Source organism: Pseudoalteromonas sp. T1lg21, from assembly GCF_002964625.1.
Lineage (GTDB): Bacteria > Pseudomonadota > Gammaproteobacteria > Enterobacterales > Alteromonadaceae > Pseudoalteromonas > Pseudoalteromonas gelatinilytica.
In genome coordinates this window covers 291044-311483 of the sequence record NZ_PQBX01000004.1, presented here as the reverse complement: position 1 = coordinate 311483, position 20440 = coordinate 291044, and the positions used below count along the sequence as shown (strand labels likewise).

Below are 20440 nucleotides of genomic sequence, written 5' to 3'. Positions count from 1 at the left end.
TTCCTTAGGTAAAAATAAACAAGGTAGCCGTTTATGAAACGGACCATTGCAAATTTAGGGCAAAAAAATACCCCAGCGAGCTGGGGTATGTATTTTAACGACTTTTCACTTATTTGGAAGTGTCACAGTTGTGGCTTAACAACATTAGTTCACGTAGTGCTACTGAGAACTTCGCGAAATCGTGACTTTGCGATGTTTTGAACTCAGATAACATTTGTTTCCAACGTTGTAGAAGTAGATCTTGGTTATCCATCCACTCATCAATTTGTGCATCAATGTCTTTGCTATCTGCTGCAAAGCTATTAAGTACCACAGCTGATAATGTACGTTGTTGCCAATCAAGCTCTTCACGGTATGAAGCACGAGCAAGTGCTTGCCAGTGGTTTGCTACTGGTTGGTTAGTGATTTGGTCAAGGAACCAATGTAAGCCCATACGCGCACCTAACTTGAAGTAGGTGTTAGAAACCATATCAATGCTACGCTCTGAATTGTTAGCAATTTCAGCTAAGTCCATGACAGAGAATAAGCTTGATAGTGACACAATACGTGTTGCAAGTGCTTTTGGTACATTGCTGTCAATTAGCTTATCTGCCGCTTTAACTAGGCGCTCGCTTTCTTTTTCAACCATGTAGCTGTTTAGGTTTTCACTTAAATCAGCAAATGTTGGTGCAAAGAATTCAATTGCTTGCTCAATCGTTTGTGCTTTATTGCGATGACGTAAGAACCAACGTGTTGCACGACGAACCGTACGACGTAGTTGATATAGCATTTCTGTTTGTACAGCTGCTGGGATCTTATTATCAAGTGCAACAATTGATGACCATGTTTCTGGCATCTGGAACACTTCTTTTGCAATTGAGTAGCAAAGTGCGATTTCAGCTTCGTTAGCACCTGTTTCTTCGTGCATACGAACCATAAAGTTAAGACCCATATCGTTAACGATGTTGTTTGCAAGTTTCGTTGCGATAATCTCTTTACGAAGTGGGTGGTTATCCATTGCATCGTTGAACTTCTCACGAAGTGGTACCGGGAATGAATTAACTAATAACTGACGGTAATAAGGGTTTTCTGTGATTTCATCAACCACTAGAGACTCTTTAAGAACCATTTTCGCGTAAGAAACAAGTACAGAAAGCTCTGGACGAGTTAAGTCTTTACCCGCTGCTGCACGCTCTGCAAGTTCTTCATCTGTTGGGATGAACTCGATTGCACGGTTAAGCTTGCCGTCTTTTTCAAGGGCATGGATAAAGCGTACTTTTTCTTTAAGTGTTGATGTACCTTTTGATTGTGTAATCGATAAGGTATGTGTTTGACGATAACAGTCTTTTAATACTAACTCAGACACTTCATCAGTCATTGAATAAAGTAACTCATCACGTTGTTTACGCGTTAAGTCACCTTCAGCAACTAGACCATTCAGTAAGATCTTAATGTTTACTTCGTTATCTGAACACGCAACACCACCTACGTTATCGATGAAGTCAGTGTTAACACGACCGCCTTTCGCAGCAAATTCGATACGACCAAGTTGCGTCGCACCTAAGTTACCGCCCTCACCTAAGATCTTCGCACCAAGCTCAGAACCATTAATACGAAGTGCATCATTCGCGCGGTCACCCACATCAGCATCTGTCTCTTTAGAGTTCTTGATGTAAGTACCGATACCACCATTCCAAAGTAAATCAAACTCCATCATCAGTGCAGCTTTGATTAACTCGTTAGGTGTCATGCTTGCTTTTTTAGTGCCAAGCATTTTCTTCATTTCAGGGCTTAAGCTAATTGATTTAGCCGCACGAGAGAATACACCACCACCTTGTGAAATAAGGTCTTTGTTGTAATCTTCCCAAGAAGAACGCGGTAGATTGAATAAACGCTCACGCTCTGGGTAAGATGCCGCTGCATCTGGGTTTGGATCAACGAAGATATGCATGTGGTTAAATGCAACTTGTAAGCGAATGTGCTTAGAAAGCAGCATACCGTTACCAAATACGTCACCTGCCATGTCACCGATAGCCACAACAGTGAAGTCTGTTGTTTGACAGTCAATATCCATTTCGCGGAAATGACGTTTAACAGATTCCCAACCACCTTTAGCAGTGATACCCATTTTCTTATGGTCATAACCAACTGAACCACCAGATGCGAATGCATCCCCTAGCCAGAAGTTATATTCATTTGCGATGCCGTTAGCGATATCAGAAAAAGTCGCAGTACCCTTATCGGCAGCAACTACTAAATACGGGTCATCTTCATCATGACGAACAACATCAACTGGTGGCACAATCTCACCACGTTCGATGTTATCTGTGATATCTAATAAACCACGGATGAAGATTTTGTAACACTCTTGGCCTTCTTTAAAGAACGCTTCACGGTCTGTCGGTAGCTGTTTACATACGAAACCACCTTTAGAACCTACTGGCACGATAACCGTGTTTTTAACTTGTTGCGCTTTAACAAGACCCAGTACTTCAGTACGGAAATCTTCACGACGGTCAGACCAACGTAAACCACCACGCGCAACTTTACCACCACGTAAATGCACACCTTCAACGCGCGGTGAGTATACGAAAATCTCAAACGCTGGAAGCGGTAATGGCATTTCTGGGATCATAGAAGGCTGAACCTTGAACGATACATATGACTTAAATTGGCCATCCGCTTCTTTTTGGAAGAAGTTCGTTCTTAGTGTCGCGATGATCATGTCTACGTATAAACGAATGATACGGTCATCATCCAGGTTCGCTACGTTTTCAAGTTCTAAATAAATTTGTGCGATTAGCTTTTCTAAAACTTTTTCACTGCCAGGGTTCTTAACTGAGAACTTTTTAGTGAATAAGTTTACGATTTGCGATGCAATGTGTGGGTAATTTGCAAATGTGCTTTCAATGTAAGTCTGTGAGAACGTTACACCAATTTGACGCATGTATTTTGCATAGGCGCGAAGAATAGACGCTTCGCGACCCGTTAAACCACCCATTAATACTAAGCGGTTGAAACCATCGTTTTCTAAACGGTTATTCCACACATTTGTTAATGCAGCACGGAAACGCGCTGAAACTTTATCAAAGTCAGCAATGCCTTTGTTGTCAATTAGCATGGTGAAGTCCATGATCCAATTAACTTTACCATCAGTTGTTTTAACTGAGTAAGGCGTTTCACCCACGACACGTAAACCAAAGTTTTCTAACATTGGCATGACGTCAGATAAGTGGATTGGCTCATCTTTATGGAATAAGCTTAAACGAACTACGTTGGTATTTGCTTCTTCTTGTGGACGATAGAACAACATTTCTAGTTTGTTTTCGTCATTCAGAAGTTCAAGTTTTTCAATATCAACAACCGCTGCACTTGGTAGAACCTGGTCTTTATACGCACTTGCAAACGCTTGCGCATATTTACGGTTTAATTCTTTACCACGTGCTTCACCTGCGCTTTCTAAGAGTGCAGATTGGAGTCTATCTTCCCATGTACGGGCAGCTTCAATTAGGTTGTTTTCGATGTCTTTCACGTTATATTCAATATTATTGTCAGTCACACGCACCGTATAGTGTGTACGGGCTAATGTTGACTCAGAGAAGAAAGTAGTAAATTCGACTTTATCGTCAGAATTAAATGCATTGGCTAAGATACGTTGCGTTTCACGACGAAGAGCCGTGTTGTAGCGCTCACGTGGTACGTAAACCATGCAAGATAAGAAACGACCATAAGCGTCTTTACGAACGAACAAGCGACACATATCACGCTCTTGAACTTGCAATACACCCATCGCAACTTCAAGTAGCTCTGTTTCACGTGCTTGAACAAGTTCATCACGTGGATACGTTTCTAGAATGTTTAATACCGCTTTGTATGCGTGTGTACCTTTTGCAAAATCACACATATCCATGATGCGGTTAATTTTACTTTTTAGTACCGGCACATCAGCAGCGCTATTGTTGTAGAAGCTTGATGAGAATAAACCGATAAAACGGTCTTCACCAATTACATTGCCTTTGTCATCAAAACGCTTAATGCCTACGTAATCGATATAAGCTGGGCGATGAACGCGAGATACTGAGTTAGTTTTAGTTAAGATCAGTAAGTTATTGCTACGTGCTTCTTGACGAGCAACTTCAGGTAATTCTGATAATAAACGGCTGTGCTCTTCATCTGAATTTTTCATCAGACCAAGGCTTGTGCCCTTTTTACCTTTTAATTGATAATCACCTTTAACCGCTGATAATTCGTATTCACGGTAACCCATTAAGGTAAAGTTATCTTTTGCTAACCAGTCTAAAAACTCAACGGTTTCAGCAACTTCACTATCGTTATTATTATGATGGCGTTTTGGTAGCTCTTTGGTTACCGCAATCAACTTGTCACGAATTGGCTGCCAATCTTCTACAGCAATCGATACATCAACAAGCACAGATTCAAGTTCTTCTTTGAAAGACTCAATCACTTTTGCATCTGTTTGACGGTCAATTTCGATAAAGAACACAGTTTTTGTCGACGTTGATTCTTGCTCTGCCTTTAAGCTTGAAATACCCGTGATTTTCGCGTTTTTATCACGTTGGATTTTCAGCGGAGAGTGAAGTAATAAGTGAGAAGCGATGTTTGCGCGAGTCATGGCCATACGCACAGAATCAACTAAGAAAGGCATGTCTTTCGCGATGATTTCAACAATAGTGTGCGATGACTGCCAGCCATCTTTTGCTACTTCTGGGTTGAAGACACGGACAACCGCGTCATCAGAATTATTTTTTTCTAGCGAGTTCCATAGGCTTAGTGCAGCGCCATATAAGTCACTATCGTTGCGATGTGCCAAATCCTCTTTAGACATATTGCTGTACAAGGCTTTGGCGAATTTCTCAACGAGTAACACATTATCAGCGTGAACTTTTTTCTGGATCAGCTTACAGACATTATCTAAGATAACCGAGGCTTGCCCTTCATTTCGTGTCATTGTATGTTCCTTAATCTATACTACTTATCGATTAGTAGAATATTTGTACAGCCATTTATTAGCGTGGAGTCAGGTAAATTCTAACTCTTTTACAGCTAATAAACAGCCTTTTCGATGAAATCATTTTAAGCTTTTCAGCTATTTGGTCATCTATTCACAAAATATAGATATAAATGGCCATTACTGGCCATATTGGAGCACAATTATTCACATTATTTTTTCTGGTCAGTCCAGAGGAAGCTGCCAATTGCAGGTAAAAGTAGTACTGCACCCAACATGTTAACCAAGAACATGAAGGTCAAAAGTATACCCATATCTACTTGGAACTTCAGATCAGAGAAAATCCATGTGCTGACACCGATGGCTAAGGTAATACCCGTGAATAACACTGCGCTACCACGCTCTGCTAATGCATTGCGATAAGCCACTTCCAGTGCGACACCTTGTTTTAGCTGCCCCATCATTGATGACAGTATATAAATCCCATAATCAACACCAATACCAACACCTAAAGCGATAACAGGTAGTGTCGACACTGTTAAGCCAATTTCTAACTGTACCATCAACGCTTGCGCTAACGTCGATACGATGTACAGAGGTAATACTACGGCGATTGTGGCCTTCACACTTCTAAAGCTTATTAAGCATAGCAGGATTACGGCGCCGTAAACGTAAAGCATCATAGGTAGCTGTGCAGCTGATACTGATTCGTTCGTTGCAGCCATTACACCCACAGGCCCTGATGCAAGTTTAAACTTCAACGTGTCAGTTTCTTCGCCAGCAGCAAACTCTTTAACTTTAGCAACAACGTGGTCAATCGTTTCTGCTTTGTGGTCATTTAAGAAAATGATCACCGGCATGACAGAACAGTTTCCATCAAGTAAGCCTGAGCTTGTTTCAACACGCGATGTTGATTGCACTAAGCTCGCGGTGTTTCGCGGCAAGCTTTGCCATTTTAAGTTACCTTCGTTAAAGCCTGCATTCACAGATTGCGCAACTGAGCTTAAACTCACAGCCGATTGCACCCCTGCTACGTTTTCCATTTGCCATTGGAAACGACTAATACGTTCCATCACATCATGCTCAGTACAGGCTGCAGGATAGGCTTCAACAATCACTTTTAGGATATCTGAAGATATGGTGTATTTATCTGATATTAAGAAAGTATCTTGGTTATAACGGGCATCTTGATGCAGTGATGGTGCACCAGCATGTAAATCACCGATACGCATCTTATCAGCTTGCCAATAGCCCACAGCGAATAACACAGCTGTGAGTGCAATGATGAACAAAGCTGTTTTACGGTCTGTTGCTTTAACTAACAGTTCACGTAGTTTATCTAAGAAATTCGGTTTGTCTGTATGTGTACCCGCTTGAATATGCACTGAACCTTCGAAGCGCATATACGAAGCCCAAACCGGCAATAAGATTAAGTTTGTGAAAATAATAACCGCAACACCTAAGCTCGCGGTAATAGCAAGCTCACGAATAATACCAATATCAATCGTCAGTAAAGTTAAAAAGCCCACGGTATCAGATAACAGAGCAATACCACCTGGAATAAGTAGTGCTCTAAAGCTTGCCTGACAGCACACTCTGGTTGAGCTGCCCGATGTGACTTTTTTACCGATATCATTAATCATTTGCACACCATGGCTTACACCAATGGCAAACACTAAAAACGGCACCAAAATTGACATAGGGTCTAAACCAAAGCCTAGGCTTGACAGCAAACCTAACTGCCAAACAACAGCAATGATCGAACAAGCAATCGGTAAAATAGTCAGTTTTAAAGAGTGGCAGAACAGCCAAACCATTACAAATGTGAAAGCAATAGCAATAGCAAAGAATAACAGTACGCCCTTAGCGCCCTCTGCGACATCCCCAGCCATTTTTGCAAAACCGATAATATGAATACTGACCTTGTCAGTGCTTAGCGGTTCACGTACTTGTGTTTCTAACTTTTCAGCAAAGGCTAACGTGTCGAGTTTTTCTTGTGTTTGTGGATCAGTCTCGAGTAGCTGAGCAGTTACCATTGCACACGAGTAGTCGCTTGCAATCATGCGACCAACTACTTTTGCTTTTTCGATGTTTTCTTTTACAACCGCAAGCCCACGTTTGTCTGCTGTAAAGTTTGCAGGAATAATAGGACCACCGGCGAAACCATCTTCAACCACTTCAACGAAACGCGCACTCGGTGCAAAAATTGAATTTACTAACGGACGATTTACCCCTGGAATAAAGTAAAGCTGGTCGTGAACTGCTTTCAGTTGAGTAAAAAATTCTTCATTAAAAATATCACCGTCTGCATCACAGACTGAAATTAAAATACTGTTAGCGCCACCAAACTGCTTTTCGTGTTTAGTGTAAACTTTCATGTAGTCATGATTGAGCGGAATATTTTTGTTAAACGACGCGTCTAATTGAATTTGCGTTGCTTTGAATAATAAAAAACAGGTGATCAAAGCAAAAGAAATAATTGCGAACAAGCGATGGCGAAACACCGCTCTTTCTAAGATATCTAAAAAACCACGCATTACGGATTCAACTCCTTCACTTTAATGCCATTTTCTGAAGCCATAATCAGTTTGTTTTGAAACACAACGCCATCGAGTAATGACTTACCATCTGCCATTTGTTCTTCTGAGAGTTGATCATTTTTAATATGGAAAATCACGCCACTGTTTGCGAATAATAGCCATTCATTATTGTAATTAATTGCGCTATTCACGGTTGCATAATTGCTGTGCGGGATTTGCTGCCACTGATCACTGTCGGCTTGACGAGTAAAAATATTGCCACGAAGTCCTGCAACGATGTCTTCTCCACCTTGATCTGCAGTTGACGCAAACGTAAAGAAAGAGCCCATATAGATCTCTTCGAGGCGTTGCCAAGTTTGACCATTGTCTACACTTTCTGCCATCAACCCCATTTCACCGGCTAAAATTAAACGCTCACCGGCTTTAACGATGCGATTAAAATGTGGCAGTATTGATGCTGTCTCGACTTCATAACCCTCAGGATCATTTTCTTTTAAGTCATTTAAATAATCACGGTCATCTTCAAACAGTAAACTATCTAAAAAGCGCTTTTGCCAATGCTCACCACCATCATTGGTTTCAAAGAACATGCCATAAGCACCAACGGCATAACCGTGCTTTTCTGATGTAAATAAGATATCCAAACACGGTTTATCCATGTTTGGTAAAGATTGTTGTAACTGCCATGTTTTACCTGCATCCACTGTGTTAATGATGGTTGCATCATGACCACATGCCCAGCCTAAGTCGCTATTGTAAAAATCAACGGCTGTGAGTAGCACTTGTGTTGGGACACTCGCTTGTTGCCAAGATTGCGCATCTGAGCTTGTAATAACCACACCATGTTTACCTACAGCAACCAGCTGTGAACCTGCTAATTCAATGTCAGTAAGAAGAGTTTTGTTCGCATTAACAGCGCTAACGGCGTGTTGCGCTACTGGCATGTCTTGAGAAAAACATGAAGCACTATAAGCAAGACAGGCATAAAGCAAATACTTCATAAAGATAAATCGCCTTCGAAATGATAAAAAGAGAAGTCAAAAAAGCCACTGGGAAAACCAATTGCGTGTCCTGATGACTTACGCGAATTGCAAAAGGCACCTGTTAGCAGGTGCCTTATTTTGATTAACGACCTTCGCGACGTAATGCGCTTGAAGTAAACTCGTTATCGTTGAATGATTTAGAGAAATCATACATTTTTTCTTGGTTATCTAAACCAATTGCTAAATAACGACGTGAGTTAAGATCATGGTAAACTTCTAACGTACTCCAATGAGTTGGTACTTCATAGTAGTTAAGACCATGTGCCATCGCTACACGATACATTTGATCACGGTTATCGTAGATATCCGTTACATGTACTTGCCAGCTATCTTCATCAATATAGAAAACACGTTTCTTATAAATGTGACGCGTGCCCTCTTTTAGATTCGCTTCTACAACCCAAACACGGTGTTTTTCATAACGAACATGCTCAGGGTTGATATGACCAGCTTGTAAAATGTCATCATAGCTCAGTTTGTCACTGTGTAGCTTGTAGCTGTTATAAGGAATATAAAGCTCTTGCTTACCTTTTAATGTCCAGTTGTAACGGTTCGGTGAACCATTGAACATATCAAAGTCATCAGTTGTACGTAAGCTGTCAGCCGCTGTTCCTGGTGCATCATAAGCAACATTAGGTGCGCGACGAACACGGCGTTGACCTGAGTTGTATGTCCATGCTTGGCGAGGCGTTAAGATTTGGTCCATGGTTTCATGAACTAATAACGCAGTACCAGCAAGACGCGCAGGCTCAGTTACTTTTTGCTTAAACTTAAACAAGATATTTGATTCTTGTAGTTTTTCAGGTGTCGCTTCAGGCGATGAATACTCAACTAACAATTGTTCTTCAAAACCAACGTAGTTATAAGAGCCTGATGCTGTTGGTGCTGCTTGACCACCAGAGCGCTCGATTGATAAACCACGGAAACGTAATAAGTGGTTCCAAATAGCTTCTAAACCATCTTTAGGAATTGGAAACGGAACACCTACAGCGGTATTTTTAATACCATTACCACCTTCCACTAATTCCGCTGTCGTTGCATATTTTTTCGTTGCATCATATACAAACTGCGGATAAGACGCGCTACGACGGGTTGGATAGATGTTCATTTTGAACGTGTCAGGATAGGTATTGAATAATTCAATTTGACCTGGGCTCAAGTAATCTTTGTACTCGGCAACATTCGATTTATCAATCGTGAATAAAATTTTATCATCTGCATACGGATCAGGATGATGCATACCTGGCTTATAACTTGCCGGTGGCGTTGTAATGCCGCCTGTCCAAGCTGGAATTGAGCCATCTTTATTCGCTGCTTTTTCTGCGCCAATTGGCGTTAAATCATTACCTAAACGTGCCGCTTCATCAGCGGTAATTTTTGCAAGTACACTCGAGCTTGCGAAAATGCCACAAAATGCTGCAGCAATGAGGGTAGGTTTTCTAATAATCATAATTTACCCTTAGATTGAATATTTAATATTGAAAGAAACATAATCGCGGTCAGAGAAAGTATTCGTTGCGCCACCACCCCAGAAAGAGTTGTAGCTAAAGTCGAACGACCACGCATTTTGATAGTTGAAGTTCATAGTAACACCGAGCGATTTACGGTCTTCAACAAATAAGAACATTGGATCTGGTGTAATACCATTCACGTCATGTGAGAACACAAAACGTGGCGAGAAGTTAACACCATTAAAAATGTTGTAGTAATCACCTTTCGCAATAAGACGATAACCCCAAGCCGATGCTGTTGGGAATGGGTTCGTCTCAGGACCATTAGACAGACCTAGATGAAGTGTTGAGTAATCATCACTTAACGGGCCTTGCATGATACCGCTACGACCAGTACCCGCTACGTTTAAACGAAGCTCGTCGTAGTCAGGCATATCGTTAATGCGTACACCACCAATTTCACCAACAACTGCCCAGCTATCAGCACCTAATGATGGGCCAAATAGATGTGTTGCTGTAAATTGTAACTGTGCTGTATTACGCAGGATGAAACCTTGTGCAACTTCACCCGGACCTACAACACTTGTTGCATCGCCAAGACTCATTTGCGAAATACCAGCAAAGTCAGGACGAATACCCGCAACAGCTAGTTGCTCAGGCATACCCGCATACAGTAACTCTACGTCATCAATTTGTAGAGGCTCATCTTGACGGAAGGCAAATTCACCGGCAAATGCTGTTTCACCTAGCGAGGTATTGAAGCTGATACCGTAAAGTTTAATATCTTCTGGGTATTCTAACTGGCCTTTAGTGAATGCTTGTAGGTTTGTTACGTTATCTTCAGTGATATCTGTTGTTAAAAGCATACCGATATCGGCAGCGATTGCTTCACTGGTAAAGTTTGAAACCTGACCAGAGATTACCGGGCGACGGCTATGATAGTTAATGTGATATAGCGCTAACTCAGTATCATTCAAATCAGGTAAGAACATACCTAAACGTAAACCGTATTGGCCACCGTCATCAGGTTCGTTTTTACCAGCGCCACCCTTGCCTTTTAACGCCACTTTAGTTGGGTAAGCTAGGTACATTTGTGCCATCATTGCTCGGCCTTGTACTGATGTAGGATCAACACCTTGCGAGCGAACAATGTCATCTAAATTATTTAAGCTTTCAGTCAAGAATGCTAAGTCGATATCAGGGTTAGACGTGAAGCCTAATTGGATATTTTGCTGATAACCATTTTCAGATGCGAAATCGTTGGTCGAGAAGTACGTACCAGCCGCTGGAAGACGCGTTTCATGCCATTGATATTGGTAAAAGCCTTCAAGGGTTACATTATCAGTAATACCTAAAGACGCCCAAAGCATACCAACTGGAATAAAGGCTTCTTTTAATTCAGCACCAGGGGCTTTTAAACGATCGATATCAACAGGGTTTACGTTAATACCGTGAGAAATTAAAGTACTCTCCCCCCAGTTAACAACTTGTTGGCCTAAACGAATAGACAGCGGGTTACGACCTTCATTTAAATCAAAGTTTGCCCAAACATAAGCATCTAATAAACGCAGATCAGCACACACTTGTTCTTTGGTGTCGTCATCATCACATGGGTCTACTTTTTTACCTGATGTTGGGTTGCTATACGCAAAATCACCATCCATTAGGGCGAAGTCGTAGAAATACATGAAACGAGTAAATAAACCAAAGTTATCTTTGCTGATTGATAGCTCATGGTTACCTTTTAATAATTTTGAAAATGAATCACCACTATCAAAATTAAGGTTACCTGCATCACCATTATTTGAGTAAGCACCCGGTTGGTTCCATACATCAGCAGAAGAATAAATTGGATTTAGCGCAGAGTGATAACCCGTCCAATCAAATGAAGGATTATTACTTTTACCAATATGTTGGAAATCACGGTCTTCAATTCGTATGCTTTGACCATAAGAAAAGTTAGAGTCAAATCGAACGTCGAAGCCACCTAACTCAAAATTTGCCGCATGCAAAGATGTGCTTGAGAGTCCGAGTGTAGCTGCAGCGAGTCCCAAAGCTATTTTGTTTTTAACAAAAAGCGATCGTTTTATCATTGTGTTCATCCCCCTGTAACGGGTTGTTTTGTGATCAAATTGTTGTTTTTAGTATCTTTCTAACGATAGAAGCGAAACGCTAAAATTACAATACGGAACGCGTTCAATCGGTTAATATTTATTTAAAAATGTGACGTTTACGTATTGGTAAGACGTCATACTAGATATTTTATACACGTAAATTAACAATAGAACAAATCGAATTAACAAAAATATAATAAATTGAGCGAATTGGGGACAGTAAAAATTAGCTTTTTAGGTAACAAAAAAGCAGCCGAAGCTGCTTTATTAACTGATTTTTTCGAGTTTTAAGAATTGATTATCTGCGGTTAACGTTAATCTAAAACGCCCTCTTATTCCTAACGATGAGATAAAAGGACGTAAATGACTGGCAGCAAATCGAACTGTCTTACCACCATCTTCTGTGACTTGCACCGATTTATATTTACCGTGGTAGTAATCAAGACATTCTGAGTAACTCAGATACAATGCAAAATAATATTCTGTCATTAACTTTCGAGTGCTTTCTCTACTTTTTCAAACAGATCATCACTGAGTCCATCTAAATCAGCTAAACGTTGTAGTTGTGCTTTCATTGCCGCAGAACGATTTTCATCATAGCGTTTCCATGACATAAATGGCGTCAGCATACGTGATGCATTTTGTGGATTAATATCATTAAGCTTAACTAATAAGTCACCCAACAGCTGGTATCCTTTACCATCTGCACGATGGAACTGAGTGATATTAAAGTGACTAAAGCTGCCAACTAAAGCACGCACGCGGTTAGGGTTACCAAAGTCAAAACTTGGGTGTTCATAGAGCGCTTTAATATCGTTGATACTCGTTGCAGAATCTTTCATTGCTTGCAACGCAAACCATTTATCCATAACGAGCACATCATGCCGCCACTTTGCATCAAACTCTGTTAGCAGCCTATCACATAGTGAATGGTTTGCTTTTACCACCGCACTCAATGCGGCAAGGGCATTGGTCATATTAATACTGTGTGCAGATTCTATGATGAGGCTATTAACGTCGCTATGATTCGTTTTCGCTAAATAATGTAAACAAAGTTGCTTAAGAGCACGTACGGCAACAGCTGTCGCAGATGTTGAACCATCATCTTCTAGCGCGTTATAACAATTTACCAATGATTCTGTTAGGTGAGTTGCTATTTGTGATTCAAATGCATTTTGTACAGCAATAATGTCATCAACAGGGATAACTGCATATTCTGCCGCGAGGGTATCGTAGCTAGGCAGTTTTAAAAGCTCAGCAATTAGAGCAAGATCACCTTCTCGCTGATCAATTAATGCTTTTAATGCGAATAAAATGTCATCCGATAAACAGGCTTCACCACTGGCAATCGCCGCTTTCATTTCATTGGTAAATAAACGCTGCTGCGCATCCCAACGTGAAAAATCACTGCGAGCAAAACGCATGATATGTAATAGATCAGCAGCAGAGGTATCTTGATTAACAATACACGGCGCAGAGAAATCTTCGAGTAGCACTGCTACAGGGCGCTGTTTAATGCCCTCGAAAACAAACTGCTGCGTTTTTTCAGTGACATTTAATACCGAATCTTGGACCTGATTATCAATTATAAGAGGTAGCGACTGCCCTTCACTATCTAATAGCTCAATAGCAAATGGAATATGTAATAAGGCATTGTTAGGCTGATTATCAGGTGCAAACTGCTCAATGCTTAATGTGAAAGTTTGGTTTTGTTCATCATACGCTTGCTCTACATTGAGCTTAGGTGTACCCGCTTGACTATACCAGCGCTTAAATTGCGTTAAATCAATGCCAGACGCATCACTCATGGCAGCCACAAAATCATCACAGGTAACAGCCTGTCCGTCATGGCGCTCGAAATACAATGCCATACCTTGTTGGAACTTTTCTTCTCCAAGTAAGGTGTGCATCATGCGAATAACTTCAGCCCCTTTGTCATACACAGTCACTGTATAAAAGTTATTCATTTCAATGACTTTTTCAGGGCGAATTGGGTGTGCCATCGGCCCTGCATCTTCACTAAATTGGTGAGTACGCATGACTTTAACTGCATCGATACGGTTAAGCGCACGAGAACCTAAATCGCTACTAAACTCTTGGTCGCGGAAAACCGTTAAGCCCTCTTTTAACGACAGCTGGAACCAGTCACGGCAAGTAACACGGTTGCCGGTCCAGTTATGGAAATACTCGTGCCCTACAATTGATTCAATCGTATGATAATCTTTGTCAGTGGCTGTTTCTTGATTCGCCAGAACACATTTAGAGTTAAAGATATTCAAACCTTTATTTTCCATTGCGCCCATGTTGAAGAAATCAACGGCAACAATCATGTAGATATCTAAATCGTATTCAAGGTTAAAGCGCTCTTCATCCCATTGCATTGATTTCTTTAAAGACGTCATAGCATGAGGCGTCTTAGATAAATTACCTTTATCAACAAACAAAGCTAATTCTACTTTTCGACCAGACTGCGTCGTGTAATGGTCACGTAATACGTCAAAGTCACCGGCGACTAATGCAAATAAGTAGCTAGGCTTTTTAAATGGGTCTTGCCATTTTACAAAATGACGACCATCATCTAAGTTACCTGATTCAATTTGGTTACCATTAGACAGTAAATGAGTGTACTTTTTGTCGGCAATAATGGTTACATCAAAGCTGGCAAGTACGTCTGGGCGGTCAAGGTAATAGGTAATCTTTCTAAACCCTTCAGCTTCACATTGCGTACAGTAAGCTCCACCCGACAAGTACAAACCTTCTAACGAAGTATTCGTTTGTGGATCAATATGGTTTTCAATTTTAAGAATAAAGCTTGCAGGTAGATTATGAATAATCAGCTTTTCATCTTCAAGCGTGTAATCATCATACGCTTGATCATCAACCTTTACTGAGATAAGTGTTAAATCAACACCATCAAGCGCAAGATCTGCATTGCTCTCATCAGTACGGTTGATTGTCATTGTTGACTGTACTGATGTTTTTAAAGGGGCTAATTCGAAACGTAAATTGATGTGCTGGATTGAAAATTGTGGGGCTTGGTAATCTTTTAAATATTGAGCTTGAGGTTTAGTCGTAGTAGACATGACTGACTCCAAATGGCCCTGCACTGCAGGGCCTATATAGTTTATTCAGCGTTAGCTTCTTGTTTAAGGTGCTTTGGGGTAATACGTAAAATTTTAATACCTAAATAAGCGTAAACAATCGCTAAAAGTGGATTAATTAAATTAAAGAATGCATACATGGCATAATCAAATGGATTGATTAATAAAACACTTTGCATGTAGGCACCACAGGTGTTCCATGGGATAAGTGGGCTGGTAATTGTGCCGCCATCTTCTAATGTGCGAGATAAGTTAACCGGCTTTAAACCGCGTTTTTCGTATTCATCTTTAAACATACGACCAGGAACAACAATCGCGATATATTGATCCGCTGCAACTGCATTCGTACCAATACATGTTGCAATCGTAGCAGTGATAAGTGAGCCGGTGCTTTTAGCAATTTTTAAAATGCTTTTAACGAACATATCAAGTAAGCCGGTTTTTTCCATGATAGCGCCAAACATCAAGGCCGTCATGATCAGCCACGTTGTTGTTAGCATGCCAGCCATGCCACCACCGCTTAATAGTGAGTCCATTTTTTCATCGCCAGTATCAATGCTAAAACCATCGAAGAACGTTGTCCAAACTAGTTTAAAGTAGCCAATAGCATGACCTTGTGATGCATCAATTTGGCTATTGATTAAATCTGATTGAAATAACATAGCCCATATTGCACCTAGCACGGCACCAATCGAAATAGCAGGGAAAGCAGGCATCTTACGTATTGCTAAAAATAACAGCACCACCAGTGGCACTAGCATTTCAAAACCAATATTAAAATTTTGTTCTAGTAAATTTACGATTTCGTCAATACGGCCTGCTTCTGCTGAACCGCCAGCATTAAAGCCCATAAATATGAAAATGATTAATGCGATAATAAAGCTTGGTACCGTTGTCCAAAGCATGTGATGAATATGGTCAAATAAATCAGCCCCTGCCACTGCCGGCGCTAAATTCGTTGTTTCAGAAAGCGGGCTTAATTTATCACCAAAGTAGGCACCTGAGATAACCGCACCCGCCGTGACAACTTGTTCAAGACCAAGACCAGTTGCAACACCTAATAACGCCACACCAATGGTCGCAGCCGTTGTCCAAGAGCTACCGATACTCATAGCGACAATGCCACAAATCAAGCAGCTAGCGGCATAGAACCAGCTAGGGTTGATAATCTGTAGACCATAATAAATTAAAGTAGGTACGGTGCCTGATAACAACCAAGTACCAATTAAGGCACCCACCATTAATAGAATAATGATTGCTCCCAGGGATAAGGTGATCCCCTCAATCATAGCTTGTTCTAGTTTCTTCCAAGTGTAACCATTTTTTAAGCCTATTAATGCCGCGGTAAATGTAGCGAATAATAAAGCGATTTGGTTAGGACCTGATGATGAATTATCACCGAATAAATAAACAGCAGCGCCTAATAGGCACACGAGAACAGTAATTGGGATTAAGCATCTAAAAAACTGGCCTGTTTAATTGGCTTCTCTTCAATTGAATTCAAAAGATAGTCTCCTACACGTCTTATGTGGCGTGTTTAATTATTATTGTAAGCTTTGACGCAAAACTTCAGTGGCCTTATGCAGCCAAGTATTGTGATTATACCAATATGACCTGTTTTAGGTAGCAAAAAAGGCGCTTATGCGCCTTTTTATTAATCGATATTGCTAATTAATTGCTAATTATTTCTTAGCGATACGACCATATTTTATATAATCTTGGGTGATTAATGCCGCTTCTTCTAAGAAAGGGTCTAGTTCATCAAGGCTATCTGGTAAATCATCAAGCTTCTCAACTGGCTTTTCACCTAAGCGAACAAGTCGTTCATTAGCACGCTCTAAGGCACGCTCTTCACCTTCATCTTTCTCTTTTAGACGGGTCGCTTCAACCAATGAGATAGTTTTACGGTCTTTCTCTTCTTGGTAGCGCTTAATGTCATCAAACACATAGCCAAACTCAGGCTCACTGGCAATACGCGTATCATGAAGCTTATTAACGTAAGCAATCGCTGGTTTTAGGTTATCAACCGAATTGTACTTAGCACGGATGATGCTATCCCAAGGTAATGCGTTATCTTGCTGGCTCTCGCCCCACTCTGATGGGTCAATTGCCGATGGGAACGATACATCTGGGATCACGCCTTTGTGTTGTGTGCTGCCGCCGTTAATCCGGTAGAATTTTGCAATGGTATATTGCACGCTACCTAATGGGTGATCGTATAAGTCATAAGCACGGCCAAGTGGTTTGTGCTGTTGAACGGTACCCTTACCAAAGGTTTGTTCACCAATCACAATTGCGCGGCCATAGTCTTGCATTGCAGCTGCAAAAATCTCTGATGCAGACGCACTGTAGCGATCAACTAACACAGTTAGCGGGCCATCATAAAAAGTGACACCGTCACGATCTTTTTGCTCTTCAATACGATTATTCAGGGTATGAATTTGTACAACAGGGCCTTGGTCGATGAACAAGCCAGATAACTGAGTCGCTTCGTAAAGTGAACCGCCCCCGTTTTGACGTAAATCGATGATGATGCCGTCTACTTTAGCTTCTTTTAATTTCGCAATTTCAACTTTAACGTCTTGCGATAAATTGTTATAGAAACCAGGGATTTCAATCACACCAATTTTGCTGGTTAAGTCTGAATATTTTGCTTCAAATACTTCAGATTTTGCAGCGCGATCTTCTAGGCGAATTTTATCACGCGTAATTTCAACCACTTTCGGTGTGCCGTGAGCATCTGCCCCTTTAAGATATTGCAGACGAACTTTTGTGCCTTTAGGACCCTTGATCAAATCAACGACGTCATCTAAACGCCAGCCAATTACGTCAACAAAGTCTTCGCCTTCTTGAGCAACACCAATAATACGATCGTCTGCTTTAATTTGTTCTGATTTATCAGCTGGGCCACCAGGCACTAAACTACGGATAACTGTGTAGTCTTCATCATAGCTAAGCACCGCACCAATACCTTCTAACTCAAGATCCATATCCATCTTGAACTGTTCAGCGCGTCGTGGTGATAAATAAGAGGTATGTGCTTCGATGCTTCGTGCGAATGAATTCATCACGATTTGAAACGCATCTTCACTGTTTGTCTGAACTAAACGTTTTTGCGCATTGTGGTAGCGTTTGGTCAGAACTTCTTTGATGCCCTGCCAATCTTTACCGGTCATTTTTAAACGTAACGCATCATATTTAACGCGTTGACGCCAAAGTTCATCAAGCTCAGCTTGGCTTGTTGCCCAATCAGCGTCTTCACGGTCAAATACGTACTCATCTTCATTATCGAACTTCATTTCATTTTCAAGTAGCGATAAAGAATAATCGTAACGTTCAAAACGACGTTTTAAGCTTAAGTTAAAAATATCAAAGGCAAAACCCAATTTACCTGTCGACAATGCATTATCAAACTGGTCTTTATATTGCTCAAACGAGGCAATGTCAGACGCTAAAAATACACTTTTGTTGTAGTCGAGAGATTCAATGTAGCGATCAAAAATCTGTTCAGATAATTCATCGTTAAATTTAATTGGTTTGTAGTGTGCACGAGTAAATAAGTTTGTCACCCGTTTGCTTGCTGTACTATGTTGGCTTTCTTGCTTGAGTACTGGCAAATCTTTTTCTGTCAGATTATCTGACGATGCCAATAATGAACCTGAAAACAGGGCAGCGACTAACGGAATGAGCGTAAACTTTTTACTCATACACAACTCCTTTATTTTTTACAGCTATTAAATGATATACAGGCTGTCTGCTTTGGTTTTAACTTGCATCCCTGTTACTAACTCAACGTGAACTTCATCTTTATTCACTTCAGTAATAACTGCGTTTACAAGTGCTTGGCCAAGTTTAACTTTAACTTTGCTATTTACCTTGACCTCAGAGGCAGGTAAAGGTTCAACTTTTCCTGAACGTTTTACAGGAGCAGCTTTAGCAGGCTTATTACTTACTTTAGCGCCTTTTTCGCCAGATTTAGCGTGATGACCTGTATTCTTTTTGTAAGATTTTGTGTCACCGTCTTTGCGTGGACGTTGTGGCTTTTTACGCTTCGCCATTTTAGCGCGGCTTTCTTCTAACGCTTTTTGCGCGTGTTCAATGTGCTCTTGTTCCACTTTCTCGTCTTGATTACCATCAAGGTCGATACGGAACTCAGACTTAGTCACGGCTTCTAAATAGCGCCAGTTTGAGGTGTATTTTCTTAGTGCTTGACGTACCTGAGTCTTACTTACTTTCTCAGAACCTTCAATGCGCTCAGCAATATCTTTAAAGATACCGACTTTAAGCGGTTGAATGCCGTCTTTTTGTTTAAAACATTGTGGAAATTCTTGGTATAAGAAATCCAATACTTCATTAATATCTTTTAGCTTGTTTGTGGTTTCCATGTTAGAACCTTTTATTACATCTTTTCATCTAATGATGAATCGACATAGTGTGTTACCCAGTCGGTCAACTCTTCGAAGTCCGCTTCAATAAGCGCTAAATCACCACGAAGGTGTTCCCAAATACCATTTATAATTTCATCAATTGATTCACAGTCAAGGTCATCCGGTAGACGATCCCAAGCCATGTGAATCAAGTCGTTGAGCCTTTCGGCAACAACTTCTTCTTCCCCTTCCCAATCACCAACATCAGCAATTGCAAAGAGGTAATCTTGCACATTTAGCAGATCTTTCATTTTAGATTTGCCTCAAAGCATTTTACCAATGCTTCTAAACCAGCTTGATCATCAGCGTCGAATCGCGCAATGCTTGGGCTGTCGATATCAAGTACAGCAAATACTTTACCGTCTTTGAAAATCGGCACAACAACTTCAGAATTCGATGCAGCATCACAGGCAATGTGCCCAGCAAATGCATGAACGTCTTCAACGAGTTGTGTTTGTTGTGTTTGCGCGGCAGTTCCACATACCCCTTTACCTACTGGAATACGGATACATGCAGGATTACCTTGAAACGGCCCTAGCACTAATTCTTCAGGTGAATCCATTAAATAAAAGCCCGCCCAGTTTATATCCTCTAAAGAGGTAAATAACAGCGCACTAATATTTGCCATGTTGGCAATAACATTTGATTCACCAGTGATTAGCGACTCAGTTTGTTTAACTAATGACTGGTAAAAATCTTGCTTTTGCATACCAAACTACTTCTTATTAAACATACAGTAGCTAAAGGTACTCTTTGTAGACGACAAATGAAACCTTTTAAGGGCAAAAAAAAACATTTTGCCCTCAATTTCAGTCA

At 40.8% G+C, this 20440-nt stretch carries 11 protein-coding genes and 1 pseudogene; all 12 read right to left on the bottom strand.

Annotated elements, in window-relative coordinates; all coding sequences use genetic code 11:
- Nucleotides 1–109: 109 nt before the first annotated feature.
- On the bottom strand, nucleotides 110–4948 hold the full coding sequence (locus tag C2M25_RS03935) for an NAD-glutamate dehydrogenase (RefSeq protein WP_105180450.1): 4839 nt from the start codon (nucleotides 4946–4948) through the stop codon (nucleotides 110–112).
- A gap of 212 nt (nucleotides 4949–5160) precedes the next feature.
- Nucleotides 5161–7485 (bottom strand): efflux RND transporter permease subunit, encoded by a 2325-nt coding sequence (locus tag C2M25_RS03930; protein WP_105180449.1) that lies wholly within the window; start codon nucleotides 7483–7485, stop codon nucleotides 5161–5163.
- Nucleotides 7485–8489, bottom strand: coding sequence for a WD40/YVTN/BNR-like repeat-containing protein (locus tag C2M25_RS03925; RefSeq protein ID WP_063705561.1), 1005 nt, complete (start codon nucleotides 8487–8489; stop codon nucleotides 7485–7487). The genes C2M25_RS03930 and C2M25_RS03925 overlap by 1 nt, the downstream gene beginning before the upstream one ends.
- Before the next feature lie 124 nt (nucleotides 8490–8613).
- Nucleotides 8614–9978, bottom strand: coding sequence for a DUF1329 domain-containing protein (locus tag C2M25_RS03920; RefSeq protein WP_063706176.1), 1365 nt, complete (start codon nucleotides 9976–9978; stop codon nucleotides 8614–8616).
- Between the two features lie 12 nt (nucleotides 9979–9990).
- Entirely contained in the window at nucleotides 9991–12075 is a 2085-nt protein-coding gene (locus C2M25_RS03915; RefSeq protein WP_063705564.1) for a DUF1302 domain-containing protein, read from the bottom strand.
- Between the two features lie 288 nt (nucleotides 12076–12363).
- Nucleotides 12364–12585 (bottom strand): DUF2835 domain-containing protein, encoded by a 222-nt coding sequence (locus tag C2M25_RS03910; RefSeq protein ID WP_105174066.1) that lies wholly within the window; start codon nucleotides 12583–12585, stop codon nucleotides 12364–12366.
- Entirely contained in the window at nucleotides 12585–15179 is a 2595-nt protein-coding gene (gene pepN / locus C2M25_RS03905; protein WP_105180448.1) for an aminopeptidase N, read from the bottom strand. Before pepN ends, C2M25_RS03910 begins: the two co-directional genes overlap by 1 nt.
- A 41-nt stretch (nucleotides 15180–15220) precedes the next feature.
- Nucleotides 15221–16701 (bottom strand): annotated as a pseudogene (gene nhaC, locus C2M25_RS03900) (Na+/H+ antiporter NhaC).
- A 178-nt stretch (nucleotides 16702–16879) separates the two neighbouring features.
- Nucleotides 16880–18904 (bottom strand): carboxy terminal-processing peptidase, encoded by a 2025-nt coding sequence (gene prc / locus C2M25_RS03895; protein ID WP_105174064.1) that lies wholly within the window; start codon nucleotides 18902–18904, stop codon nucleotides 16880–16882.
- 27 nt (nucleotides 18905–18931) lie between these two features.
- Complete coding sequence (gene proQ / locus C2M25_RS03890; protein ID WP_063705575.1) at nucleotides 18932–19582, bottom strand: RNA chaperone ProQ; 651 nt, start codon at nucleotides 19580–19582, stop codon at nucleotides 18932–18934.
- 14 nt (nucleotides 19583–19596) lie between these two features.
- Entirely contained in the window at nucleotides 19597–19875 is a 279-nt protein-coding gene (locus C2M25_RS03885; protein ID WP_063705577.1) for a hypothetical protein, read from the bottom strand.
- Nucleotides 19872–20333, bottom strand: coding sequence for a GAF domain-containing protein (locus tag C2M25_RS03880; protein ID WP_063705580.1), 462 nt, complete (start codon nucleotides 20331–20333; stop codon nucleotides 19872–19874). The genes C2M25_RS03885 and C2M25_RS03880 overlap by 4 nt, the downstream gene beginning before the upstream one ends.
- Nucleotides 20334–20440: the final 107 nt, after the last annotated feature.

Excerpts from the sequence above, each read along its gene's own strand:
- C2M25_RS03910 (WP_105174066.1), bottom strand. The coding sequence starts at position 12,585 with ATGACAGAATATTATTTTGCATTGTATCTGAGTTACTCAGAATGTCTT.
- prc (WP_105174064.1), bottom strand. The coding sequence starts at position 18,904 with ATGAGTAAAAAGTTTACGCTCATTCCGTTAGTCGCTGCCCTGTTTTCA.
- pepN (WP_105180448.1), bottom strand. The coding sequence starts at position 15,179 with ATGTCTACTACGACTAAACCTCAAGCTCAATATTTAAAAGATTACCAA.
- proQ (WP_063705575.1), bottom strand. The coding sequence starts at position 19,582 with ATGGAAACCACAAACAAGCTAAAAGATATTAATGAAGTATTGGATTTC.
- C2M25_RS03885 (WP_063705577.1), bottom strand. The coding sequence starts at position 19,875 with ATGAAAGATCTGCTAAATGTGCAAGATTACCTCTTTGCAATTGCTGAT.
- C2M25_RS03915 (WP_063705564.1), bottom strand. The coding sequence starts at position 12,075 with ATGATAAAACGATCGCTTTTTGTTAAAAACAAAATAGCTTTGGGACTC.
- C2M25_RS03880 (WP_063705580.1), bottom strand. The coding sequence starts at position 20,333 with ATGCAAAAGCAAGATTTTTACCAGTCATTAGTTAAACAAACTGAGTCG.
- C2M25_RS03930 (WP_105180449.1), bottom strand. The coding sequence starts at position 7,485 with ATGCGTGGTTTTTTAGATATCTTAGAAAGAGCGGTGTTTCGCCATCGC.
- C2M25_RS03935 (WP_105180450.1), bottom strand. The coding sequence starts at position 4,948 with ATGACACGAAATGAAGGGCAAGCCTCGGTTATCTTAGATAATGTCTGT.
- C2M25_RS03925 (WP_063705561.1), bottom strand. The coding sequence starts at position 8,489 with ATGAAGTATTTGCTTTATGCCTGTCTTGCTTATAGTGCTTCATGTTTT.